Annotated in this window: 8 protein-coding genes and 3 tRNA genes; 3 read left to right on the top strand and 8 right to left on the bottom strand. The window is 39.3% G+C overall.

Annotated elements, in window-relative coordinates; all coding sequences use genetic code 11:
* Positions 1–3: 3 nt before the first annotated feature.
* Positions 4–540 carry a DUF4252 domain-containing protein gene (locus tag HA632_RS12375; protein WP_176307504.1) on the top strand — a complete coding sequence of 179 codons (537 nt, stop codon included), beginning with the start codon at positions 4–6 and terminating at the stop codon, positions 538–540.
* Positions 541–594: 54 nt separating this feature from the next.
* Here HA632_RS12375 and HA632_RS12370 read toward each other — a convergent pair whose 3' ends face one another.
* The 7 genes from HA632_RS12370 to HA632_RS12340 all read right to left on the bottom strand — a co-directional run bounded on the left by HA632_RS12370 (position 595) and on the right by HA632_RS12340 (position 4,819).
* Entirely contained in the window at positions 595–1,038 is a 444-nt protein-coding gene (locus HA632_RS12370; protein WP_176307503.1) for a sterol desaturase family protein, read from the bottom strand.
* Positions 1,039–1,042: 4 nt separating this feature from the next.
* Entirely contained in the window at positions 1,043–1,882 is an 840-nt protein-coding gene (locus tag HA632_RS12365; protein ID WP_176307502.1) for a phytoene/squalene synthase family protein, read from the bottom strand.
* A gap of 11 nt (positions 1,883–1,893) precedes the next feature.
* Positions 1,894–3,354 (bottom strand): NAD(P)/FAD-dependent oxidoreductase, encoded by a 1,461-nt coding sequence (locus HA632_RS12360; RefSeq protein WP_176307501.1) that lies wholly within the window; start codon positions 3,352–3,354, stop codon positions 1,894–1,896.
* 50 nt (positions 3,355–3,404) lie between these two features.
* The gene (locus HA632_RS12355) at positions 3,405–4,301 is read right to left on the bottom strand and encodes a MerR family transcriptional regulator (protein ID WP_176307500.1); all 897 of its coding nucleotides are present in this window, start codon (positions 4,299–4,301) and stop codon (positions 3,405–3,407) included.
* Between the two features lie 224 nt (positions 4,302–4,525).
* Positions 4,526–4,607: transfer RNA gene (locus HA632_RS12350), tRNA-Leu, on the bottom strand.
* A 40-nt stretch (positions 4,608–4,647) separates the two neighbouring features.
* Positions 4,648–4,720: transfer RNA gene (locus tag HA632_RS12345), tRNA-Lys, on the bottom strand.
* Positions 4,721–4,746: 26 nt separating this feature from the next.
* Positions 4,747–4,819 (bottom strand) — tRNA-Lys (locus HA632_RS12340).
* A gap of 127 nt (positions 4,820–4,946) precedes the next feature.
* Here HA632_RS12340 and HA632_RS12335 point away from each other — a divergent pair.
* The gene (locus tag HA632_RS12335) at positions 4,947–5,465 is read left to right on the top strand and encodes a shikimate kinase (protein ID WP_176307499.1); all 519 of its coding nucleotides are present in this window, start codon (positions 4,947–4,949) and stop codon (positions 5,463–5,465) included.
* Here HA632_RS12335 and HA632_RS12330 read toward each other — a convergent pair.
* The gene (locus tag HA632_RS12330; RefSeq protein ID WP_176307498.1) at positions 5,457–5,954 is read right to left on the bottom strand and encodes a phosphoribosyltransferase domain-containing protein; all 498 of its coding nucleotides are present in this window, start codon (positions 5,952–5,954) and stop codon (positions 5,457–5,459) included. The genes HA632_RS12335 and HA632_RS12330 overlap by 9 nt on opposite strands.
* A gap of 381 nt (positions 5,955–6,335) precedes the next feature.
* On the opposite strand from HA632_RS12330, the gene HA632_RS12325 reads away from it, so the two are divergent.
* Positions 6,336–12,188 carry a fibronectin type III domain-containing protein gene (locus HA632_RS12325; protein WP_176307497.1) on the top strand — a complete coding sequence of 1,951 codons (5,853 nt, stop codon included), beginning with the start codon at positions 6,336–6,338 and terminating at the stop codon, positions 12,186–12,188.
* Positions 12,189–12,331: the final 143 nt, after the last annotated feature.

The raw sequence follows: 12,331 nt of genomic DNA, 5'->3' as shown, positions 1-12,331 counted from the left end.
GAAATGATGAAACTAATCTATCTCATCGCAATGTCGGCTTCTTTGATGCTGCTGGGTTGCAATAGTGAACCAAGTCTCCAAAAGTATTTTGTAGAGAATTCAGAAAAGAAAGATTTTGTAGCATTAGACGTCTCTCCGAGTATCATCAATGTGGACAAAGCTAAGTTGACGCCGGAACAAAAAACCGCTTTGGCATCTTTTGATAAAATGAACATTCTGGCTTTCAAATTAGATGGTAAAAACCAAGCGTTGTACCAAGCCGAAAGTCAAAAGCTGACCAAAATTTTAAAAGGCGAAGACTACCAACAACTTATGAAAATTGGAGAAGGAAACGATGCTGCTTCTATTAGTTTTGTAGGCGATGAAGATGATATAGATGAGTTTGTCCTGTTTGCCAAAAGAAAAGAAAATGGTTTTGCCGTAGTCCGAATTTTAGGCGACGATATGAATCCGAATAACATCATGAATATGTTGTCTATACTCAAATCAGCCAACATTGACATGGAGCAATTAAAACCGTTAGAAGGTTTGATAAAATAAAAAAAGTCCCGTTTAGGGACTTTTTTTTATGCATAGAGGCGGAATTTATCCGGCTTATTTTTTGAAATATTTAAAAGGTACTACCAACATTCCGAAGCATTCTCCATCTTCCTTACCGATGTGTTTGTGGTGCATTTTGTGTGCTCTTCTTACCGCTTTCGCATAGCGATTGTTCGCATTTCTAAACAATTTAAATCTTTGGTGAATAAAGATGTCATGCACCGTAAAATAAGCCAATCCATAGGCAAAGATGCCTAAGCCAATAGCCAAACCAATTTCGAGTATGTCATTCTGCCAAAGTAAAAAGAAACCAACACTCACTACAGCATAAAAAATAAAGAAGGCATCATTGCGTTCAAACCAAGAGTCGTGGTCTTTTTTGTGGTGATCGGCATGTAAGTTCCAAAGAAAACCGTGCATAATGTATTTGTGGCTAAACCAAGCCATGAATTCCATGATGCAAAAAGTGACGATAAAAACTAGAATATGTAGGAGCATAATATTATAATAAATTTAAACGGTAATTGACATAACATTTGGCAAGCAGTCCGAATTTTTCATAATCAGGTACGCGGATTCGGGTGTTTTTGATTTCCATAGAAGGGGTTTTCTTCAATTTTGAAAGCAATTTTTTGTAATATACATAAGCGGTATAAACGCCAAATTTAGCTTCTAAAGGCAACTTTAAAATACCTTGAAATCCGGCTTCAAAATCGGCTTCAATTTCTTTAATGATTTCATTTTTGGATTGTTCATCCAATTTAGACAAATCGGTATTGGGAAAATAGGTTCGATTCAAATCTTCGTAATCGGCTTTCAAATCGCGCAGGAAATTTACCTTCTGAAAAGCAGAACCCAATCTCATTGCAGAATGTTCCAATTCATTGAATCTAGTGTCATCGCCTTTGACAAATACTTTAAGACACATCAAACCCACTACATCAGCTGAACCATAGATGTATTCGTTGTACTCTTCATAGGATTTATAATGGGTTTTGTGTAAATCCAATTTCATACTTTTCATAAAAGCCGCTATCATGCTGTGAGGTATATCATATTGATGAACAGTATGCTGAAAAGAATTCAACACCGGATTCAAACTGATTTTGTTTTCCAACGCATTGGCCAAATCCTTTTCAAATTGATCAAAAAGTACTTCTTTGTTGTAATCGTGAAAAGTGTCCACAATTTCATCGGCAAAGCGAACAAATCCATAAATGTTATAAATATCCTGTCGAATGCTGGGTGCCAACATCTTTACAGCAGCCGAAAAAGACGTGCTGTAAGACTTAGTCACATTTCTGCTGCAATCGAATGATACGGTGTCAAAAGTTGATTTCATAAATACAATAATTATAGATTTTTGGCAATAAGTTCGGAAACCAGTTTTCCGGAAATCAGCGAAGGCGGTACGCCCGGACCGGGAACTGTTAATTGTCCGGTAAAATAAAGGTTTTTAACCTTTTTACTTTTCAATTTGGGTCTTAAAAAAGCGGTTTGCAATAAGGTATTGGCTAACCCGTATGCATTCCCTTTATACGAATTATAGTCTTTAATGAAATCATTTACACAAAAGGATTCTTTAAAGATAACATTATTTTTTACTGATTGCTGTGTCAGGTTTTCAAAACGGGTAATTATTTTGTCAAAATACAGATTTCTCAGTTCGGGGGTGTCTTTAAGCCCCGGAGCCAATGGAATTAAAAAGATTCCGGCTTCCTTACCTAATGGGGCAGCATTCTCGTCTGTTTTAGAAGGGAAGCTGGCATAAAATAAGGGCTCTTTCGGCCATTGAGGTTTATCGTAAATAGCAGCTGCGTGGAGGTCAAAGTCAACATCAAAAAACAAAGAATGGTGTTCGGTTTTGGCAATCTTCTTATCAAAGCCAACATAAAATAGGAGTGAAGAAGGGGCAAAAGTGCGTTTCTCCCAATATTTTTCCGAATAGACGCGATATTTTTCCTCCAACAAAGTTTCTGAATGATGGTAATCGGCACCACTCAAAATCACATCGCCTTTAACAATTTCGCCATTAACTACAATCGCTGTAGCCGAGCCGTTTTCGACCACAATCTTTTCAATATTGGCATTGGTATGGATAACCACACCAAGTTCTTGGGCTAATTTTTCCATGGCTAAAATAACGCTGTACATTCCGTTTTTCGGATGCCAAGTGCCCAAACCAAAATCCGCAAAATTCATAAAACTGTAAAATGACGGGGTGTCCGAGGGCTTGGCTCCAAGGAAAAGTACGGGGAATTCCAGTATTTGGATTAGCTTGGTATTGGTAAATCGACGGCGAATATCTTTGGAAATATTGCCAAAAAACTGATTGACTTTCTTAGCCGTCTCTAAGGTTACCAATTCTAATGGGGAAACTCCCGGACGATAAACTAGGTCTTTGATGGCGATATCATAATTGCTCTGCGCTTCTTTCATAAAAGCGGCCAATTTTTGACCACTGCCTTTTTCAATATGTTCAAAGGTGTTAATTATTTCGGGAAGATTGTCGGCTATGGTAACGTATTCATTTACCCCAAAATACACCTGATAGGCAGGCGAAAGTTTGATAAGGTCATAATAGTCACTAGTCTTTTTGCCAAAGTCAGCAAAAAACCGATCAAATACATCGGGCATCCAATACCAAGTTGGGCCAATGTCAAAAGTAAAGCCTTCTTTTTTTAGTTGTCTGGCTCTTCCACCAATAGTTGGATTTTTTTCATAAACAGTAACCCCATGTCCTTGTTGGGCAAGATAACAGGCTGCTGCCAATGAGGAAAATCCCGAACCGATAATTTTAATTTCTTTTTTCATATTTTGTTTAACAAAAGTATTAAAAAGTTAAACAATAAAAAAAGATTTCTTTATATAAATTCAACTAATTCTTTTATGGAACTAAAGGTAGTCGTTTTTTGGTTGATTAATTTGGGGTCTATGTGTTCAATCATTCTACCAATAAGCCACAAGTTAGACGATTCCTCTAATATTACTTCATTCAAAGTTTTAATATAAGGGTTGATTTCGTTTTTGTTGGGTTCTACCGTTGTATAACAAATGTAGGTGATGTTGTCAAAGTAACGCTTCATGTCTTTCAAACTATCCGTCGGTACACTTTCTCCAAGATAAATGGTTTTGTAACCTTGACTTAAAATTTCATAATTCAAATACATTAAGCCCAATTCGTGTATCTCATTCATAGGCAAATACAAAACAAAAACTCGGTCGGTTTGCGTTGGCTCTTGTACTTGTACTTTTTCAGTGTTAGTGAGTAATTTCTGTTTGATCAGATAAGAAATAAAATGTTCATGCGCAGGACTAATCGTGTCGGTTTGCCATAGTAAGCCAATTTCACTAATCAAAGGAATAAAAACTTCATAAAATACTTCACGGAATGATTTTTCTGATAATAACTTATTGTAAGTTGAAAAAAACAAAGAGTGGTCAAAGTTCATCATGGCCATTTTGAAGGCACTTATCGCATGATGCTTAGCACTTTTTTCTGAAATGATTTCGTTAACTAATTGTGGGATTCTTTCTGATGATAGTTTCGAAATCTTGGATATTTTATATCCGTAATTGTGTAATAAAGTAATGTTTAGCAGTTTCTGCAGGTTAAGCAAGTCGTACATGCGAATGTTGGTTTCTGTTCGCATAGGTTCTAAAACATTGTACCGTTTTTCCCAAATTCGAATCGTATGTGCTTTAATACCTGAAAGGTTTTCCAGATCTTTTATACTAAAAACACTCTTAACATTGTTCATCTTTTACTTAAATTAGTTAAACAAAATTAGTAAAATAACTTTACGAATGTCTTTTTTTGAAATAAACTTTAAAAAAAAGAGCAAACTCAATTGAATTTGCTCTTTTTTAGTGACCACGATGGGGTTAGCTTCGCTGTTCCCACAAAGCTCCGCTTTGAGAATTCTTTAAATAAAAAAAACACTCAAGCAAGCTTGGTGTTTTTTTTATTTAAAGAATTCATTCGTGACCACGATGGGATTCGAACCCACACGTCCTGCGACACCACCCCCTCAAGATGGCGAGTCTACCAATTTCTCCACGTGGCCTAAAACAAAAAAAGTCAAACAATAGTTGTTCGACTTTTTGTGACCCGACTGGGGCTCGAACCCAGGACCCCAACATTAAAAGTGTTGTGCTCTACCAACTGAGCTATCGAGTCTTTAGCCTCAAATAAAAGAAAAATAGTGACCCGACTGGGGCTCGAACCCAGGACCCCAACATTAAAAGTGTTGTGCTCTACCAACTGAGCTATCGAGTCTTTTTCTTTTCTTGAATGCGGGTGCAAATATAAGACCTTATTATTTATATTTCAAAGCAATTTTATTATAAATTTGCCTTTTTTTAGGAATGGGTCTTAATGGCTTAATTTATAAGGTTTTATTGCGATGCAGAAAATTATTTTAGTAGGGTATATGGCAGTCGGAAAGTCTACCATCGGCAAAATCTTAGCTGAAAAAAGACAGATGAAGTGGGTAGATTTAGACAAAATAATCGAAAACAACGCAAACCTTTCCATAGCAGACATTTTTGCACTCAAAGGGGAAATTTATTTCAGAAAACAAGAACACCTCGAGTTTGAAAAATTGATAAATACTCAGGAGAATCTTGTCATTAGTACCGGTGGCGGTACGCCTTGTTATGCGAACAATCATTTGTTGCTCAATGGAGATGAAGTGGTTTCAATTTACCTTAATGCTACGATTGACCAACTTTACCTCCGACTTAAAAACAATACTGCAGAAAGACCTTTAGTAGCCAATCAAACCGAAGAAGAACTCAAAGAATTTATCGCCAAAAATCTGTTTGACCGAAGCTACTACTACAATCAGGCGACTTTTAAAATAAATACCGACGGTAAAACGCCCGAAGCCATAGCAGCTGAAATCGAAGCCTTACTAAACTAAGTAAGCATAGTTGTTGTTGGTCTCAAACACCAAATGCACGTGCTCTTTCGATGAGGTGGAAAGCGAAATGCCTTTAAAGTCGGCTTTGACCGGATATTTTTTGTGGTTTCGGTCGATTAAAACTACGGTTTTGAATTTCTTAATTGGTACCTCCAAAAAATGTTTTACTCCATAAACCAAAGTGGTTCCCGAGTTCAGTACGTCATCTACCAAAACTAAGTTTTTCTCACTGTAAGCTTCCTTGGCAATAGAAGTTGTAATCGGATTAAACGGTTGCTGTTTATCTATTTTTACCTCACACAAAACAATTTTGATGTCGGAGATATGGTTTAAAACAGCACTGATTTTTTCAGCCAAAATATACCCGTTGTTGGCTATGCCGGCCAATACAATTTCTTGTTCGTCGGCAAAAGTTTCGTATATCTGATAAGCAATACGTCTTATTTTGTGTTCTATTTCCTGATGCTGAAGAATGATATTTTGCCCCATGGTATTATTTTTTTCAAAGATAGAAAACACTTTGTTTTTTTAGGAACTTTATTTTTGAAATTAAGCGCGATGAAATTTATATTTAAATTTCCCGCGACTAAGCCTAATCGACAAGCGGTTGATTTGCGCCGATTAATTAATAATTAGTGGTTATTTGTCGATTATATAAGAATTGTATGAGTATGATATTGTGAGACATCGATACTTTTTAACAGTTTGACGATTTATTTCAAAAATTAGATTTATAAACTTTTTTTTTTAAACTTTTCATATAAATTTACTGATTCCTGAAATGGTAAAATCTCTTTAATTATTTAAAATCAAACAATTAAAACGGAGGTTTCGCCTTTCAAAAATATAGCCTTGAATCAAAACATGTATATGAATACCAACAGTAACAAAGAAAACATTTTCTCTGTAAAAAAGCAGTTATGTGCTTTTTTTACAGCAATGCTTCTTGTGCTGATGTCAATGTCAGGTCATGCCCAAGTTAGCACTTATGGTTTTACTGAAGCGGTTGGGACTTATACAGCACTTACTGCGCCAACGGTTGCTTATACTGTTCCTTGGGACGACCATACTTCAGGTGCGGCACACCAAGCCAATATCGGTTTTAATTTTACTTATAACGGTCTTACACAAACCCAATGTTATATTAGTCCTAACGGTTTTATCTCCTTTGGAGTGCAACCACTGCCAAACACTTATTTACCCTTAAGTGTAGCAACTGTTTTTACCGGTGGCGGAACAATAAGTGCTCTGGGAATGGACTTAATCTCAACTACCGATGATATCGTTTACAAAACCATTGGTAGTGCACCCAACAGAATTTTTGTAGTGCAATGGACCAATGTGCGCAGAAAAGCCCTCACCGGAAACTTCAATTTTCAAATCCGATTGTTAGAAACCTCAAATACAATTGAACTCTCCTATGGTGTTTGTGCACCCGATGACACTACAGTGCTCAATACGCAAATAGGTATAAGAGGCGCAACCAATGACTTTTTACAAGGTGAGGTTAATAACAGATTGCAAACCGGTACCAATGCCAATAGTACTTGGTTGGGAAAAACAACAGTGGGAATTGCTAACTCAAGTACGGTAAGAACGAGTGTTACAGAATATCCCAATAGCGGATTAAAATATACTTATACTCCATCGGCGCCTTGTGTGACTCCAACCGGAACTCCAGCGGCTTTCGTCGTAGGAAGTACGGCCGTCAATGCGACTACTTTTTTAGGAAACAGCTTTACTGCAGCAAGTCCGGCACCTACCAATTATTTGGTGCTGAGAAGTACAGTCAATGTACCGCCTACCAATATCGAAGTGCCCAACCGAACGTATTGGGCGGTCAATAATGTAATAGCCGGAACCTATACTGTGGTGAGTGTTTCAAATGCAACCACTTTTAACCAATCGGCTTTAACTTCGAATACTACTTATTATTACTGGGTTATCCCTTATAATGCCGGTTGTCTCGGTGGCCCTTATTACAATCTAAGTAATATGATTACCACCTCTAAAACCACTTGTATTGCTGCACCAACAGGAGTCAATGCTTCAACCATAGAAGGAAATTCTTTTACCGCTTCTTGGTTATCGGTTGCCGGGGCTACTAACTATTTAATTGATGTTTCAACCAATATTGGTTTTACAGCCATATTACCGGCATACAACGGGGTTTCTACCGGATTAACTACCGATTTTGTAGTGTCAGGATTGAATCCGCTTACTACTTATTATTTTAGGGTTCGTGCCGTTGGAATTTCCTGCTCTATCAATAGTACAGTTGTTACGGTAGCGACCCCATGCGGTGCTTTTTCGATTCCTTACTTCCAAAATTTTGATACTACTCCTGTCAATACCCTTCCCACTTGTTTTGTGATAACTGATGACAATGAAGATGGAGTATATTGGAAAGTACAAAATACTTCCTCGGCTTCCAATCCAAATTCAATGCACTTGGCTACCAACAATATTGAAGATAGTGATGATTGGTTTTTTACAGCCGGATTGAATTTAACCGCCGGAGTTACTTACCGTTTGCGATTTAAATACAACACATTGAGTGCCGGTTCTTATGCCGAAAACTTAAGAGTTCGTTTAGGAACTGGACAATCAGAAGCTGCAATGAACAATACCATCTTGGATTTGTCGAGCATCATCAATACCGTTTACCAAACTGCCACCGTCGATTTTACACCGGTAACTAACAATATTTTTTATATTGGTTTTCAGGGGTATAGTTTTGCCAGCCAAAGCAAAATAATGGTCGACGATATCAGTGTAATCGTGTCACCAACTTGTTTTGAACCGACCAATTTGATTGTAACTTCCGTTGGAAGTACCACGGCCGGGATTTCTTGGAATGCTTCTTCTCCGGAACCAAGCAACGGTTACGAATATTATGTAAGTACCTCTAATGCTACTCCTGGTGGTTCAGTAACCCCAACGGGTTCAGTAGGTGTAGGCATCACTACTGCTACCATTACCGGTTTAACTCCTGCTACCTTATATTATGTGTGGGTTCGAGGAAAATGTAATGGTACTGACCGAAGTGTATGGAGCAATATTGAAACTTTCAGTACCGATTGTGCCACGCCAACCTCATTGACCGTAACCAATGGAACGCTTTGTGGTGGTGGTTCTACGACTTTAAATGCTGTGGGAGCTCCGGGTTCTACTATAGAATGGTATGCTGAGGCTACCGGAGAAACACTTTTATACACCGGCAGCAATTATGTAACCCCAACATTATTTGCCTCGACTACTTATTATGCCCAATCAAGAGCACCGGGCGGATTGGTTTTGGCCGGACCTATTTCACCACTATTACATGGCGGTGCTTTGGGATTACAGCAAACACCTACGTTTATCAGTTTCAATGTGTCGGCAGCCACGACTTTACAATCTTTTGATATTTATCCGCAAACGTCAGGACAAAGCGGTCAGATTGTGATTAGAAATGCTTCGAATGTGCAAATTGCTACTTATAATTTTGTTACCACGGTTTCAGGCGGAAGCACCCCGCAAACGATAAACTTAGCGCTTAATTTAGCCCAAGGCAATTACTTTGTTTATTTCAATACTTTACCGGCTGCCGGATTGGTAGTAAATATCGACAGTGCTTCTTATCCTTATACTTCTTCTATTGCGAATATCGTTGGAAACGGATTTGACAATACTTTTTACTTGTATGCTTACAATTGGAAGTTTTCTAATATTTGTCGCTCTTTATTAACTCCGGTAACGGCAACAGTAACCACAGCACCTGCCATCTCTTTCAGCAGTACTTCGTCTATTATTTGTAAAGGAGAAACTACCGGTTTGGTTACCGTAAGCGGAGCGGCTTCCTATAATAACTTTACCTGGAATACTTCCACCGGATTATCAGGATCTATAGCGGCCGGATTTGCCTTCCAACCGATAACTACCACTACTTATAATTTAACCGCTTCACAAACTTCGGGTAGCTTGTGTACTTCGGTGATTTCTCATACGGTAACGGTGAAGCCCGAACCACCGGCTATCAGCATAGTTCCGTCTTCAGCGACCATTTGTGAAGGCGCAATACAATCTTTAACCGGTAGCTTAGCGGCTGCCACGCCGGTAACCATCTACAGTGAAAACTTTAATAGTGGGACCGATAACTGGATTAAAACCAATGCTTCAACGGGAGGGGTAGTAGCCAATGCCGCTTGGACGTTGCGAACCAGTGTTTACACTTATACCAGCTCTTATTGGAATATTAATGTGAGCAGTAACGATGCTTCTAAGTTTTATTTTTCCAATTCAGATGCGCAGGGAAGTCCGGGTACCAACAGAACGCTGACTTATCTTCAATCACCGGCTATTAGTTTGGTTGGTTATACCACGGCTACCTTGAATTTTTACCATTACCTAAGATACATTGGCGGAAACAAAGCCAGGGTTGAAGTGTCTATCGATGGCGGTAATACTTGGGCGATACTCAGAAGTTTCTTGGCAACCCAAGGAACAGCTTCTAATTTCTCGAATGCAACAGTTGTCATGAACAGTTATGTGGGCAATGCAGATGTTAGAATCCGATTTTTATACGAAGCTACCTGGGATTACGGTTGGGCCATTGACAACGTAAAAATCAGCGGTAATTTGGCGGCTGAAGTTACTTGGGATCCGCCTACAGGATTGTATTTCAATGCCGGAGCTACGGATCCTTATGTTTCAGGAACCCCTACCGGTACCATTTATGCCAAACCTGCCGCAACTACGGTTTATACCGGAAGTGTAGTAGGCGCCAACGGTTGTTCGGCGAGTGCTACTTCAACCATAACAGTTTTATCGGCCCCGGCCCCGGGAATTTTATCGAGTGACCAAATTGTTTGCGCCAATTGGGCAGCCAACGATCTTACCTTAGCCGGTGCAGGCGCATCCATCATTCGATGGGAATATGCTACCAATGCTGCTTTTACAACAGGACTTACCACTATTGCCAATACCAGTACCACCCTTACCGCGGCACAGATAGGCTCCTTTACCGGAAATCGGTATTATCGTGCGGTAGTACAATCCGGAAGCTGTCCTGTGGTTTATTCTAATGGGGTTTTTGTCGGATTCCCTTCAACTACTTGGAATGGCTCGTCTTGGAGCAGTGGCGTGCCTAACATTAGTACCAAGGCCATTTTCAACGGAAATTATACATCAACAGGCAACCTGAGCGTTTGTTCAGTTGAGGTACTTTCGGGGAATGTAATTATCAATTCGGGGCATACTTTAACCGCTCAAAATGATGTGAAAGTAACCGGTGGTACCTTGACTTTCCAAAACAATGCCAGCTTGGTACAGGTGAATAACCTTAACAATACCGGAGCACAATTTGCCAATACCGGAAACATTACTTATAAAAGAAACAGTACACCGGTTAAAATTTTTGATTATATCTATTGGTCAACACCGGTAAGTCCGCAAACCTTATTGGATTTCTCTCCTGATTCGCCTTTGTTCTTCTACTTTGATGCGGCTGCCGGCAATTGGGCTTATGCCAATACCACAGCGCCAATGGTTCCCGGAAAAGGCTATTTGATTAGAGCACCCGAAAATGCGCCTTTCAACGAAACGACGCCTAATACTTTTGCCGGTTCTTTTATTGGAGTTCCTAATACCGGTAATGTTACCATTCCTGTTGTAGGCGGTGCCAATCAGTTTAACTTATTTGGCAATCCGTATCCGAGTGCCTTGAGCGCCGATTTGTTTTTGTCGGATGTTGATAATGTGCCTTTGATTGATGCGACTATTTATTTGTGGACACACAATACACCGATAGCCAACGGCAATTATAACGCGGCTGACTATGCCGTTTACAATTATTCCGGTGGCGTAGGAACGGGCACGGCTGCGCCAAATGTAGGACTGAACAACAGTGTACCTAACGGTAAGATAGCTTCCGGACAAGGATTCTTTGTCAAAGGATTGTCTTCGGGGAATCTTAGTTTTAAAAACAGCATGCGATTGGTGGGCAATAACGACCAATTCTTCAGAATGAATACTCCTCCGGCAAACCATACGGCTAACACCTTGGAACGCCACCGTTTTTGGTTGGATATTTTTAATGAGGAAGGTGCTTTCAAACAATTGCTGATTGCTTATGTTGAAAATGCTACGAATACCGGTATGGACCGTGGTTTCGACGGTGAAATGGTCGACATAGGAAATGCAGTAACGCTATATGCCACTCAGGAAGACAAAAAATTATCAATACAAGGTCGTGCTTTGCCGTTTGCTGTATCAGATGTGATTCCGGTAGGGTATAAATCTTTGGCGGCTGGTACTTATACCGTTAAGTTGTCCAATTTTGACGGTTTGTTTGACCAACAGAACATTTACTTAGAAGATACTTTATTAAACGTGATCCACAACTTAAAACAAAGTGATTACACCTTTACCACCGAAGCCGGTACTTTTGACAATCGCTTTAGCGTGGTCTTTACCGATGCGAGTTTGGGAGTAAATGGCCCAACTTTCAACGCCAATCAAGTGGTGGTTTACAAAAACACCGACCATAACTTTGTGATTCTAAGCGGAAACCAACCGATGCAATCTGTTAAGGTTTTTGATATTCGTGGGCGACTCTTATTGGAACAAAACAATATTAACGCAACACAAACTGTGGTTAGTGGTGGCTTGGCTAATGAAGTGCTATTGCTTCAAATTACTACCGTAAACGGTGAAGTAGTGACCAAGAAAGTCATTCGATAAAAAGACAGAACACCCGCAACTCGGAACCGGCAACAAACTGCTACAACCTTATTCTTACAGTTTCTTCTACAACTTAACTTATTATTGGTTGGCGCAAGAGTGTGTCAAAATAATGCGGTTTGAAAATTTGACACAAAAAATGT

It is taken from the genome of Flavobacterium sp. J49, assembly GCF_011742145.1.
Classification (GTDB): domain Bacteria; phylum Bacteroidota; class Bacteroidia; order Flavobacteriales; family Flavobacteriaceae; genus Flavobacterium.
This window is presented reverse-complemented; position numbering and strand designations above follow the sequence as displayed.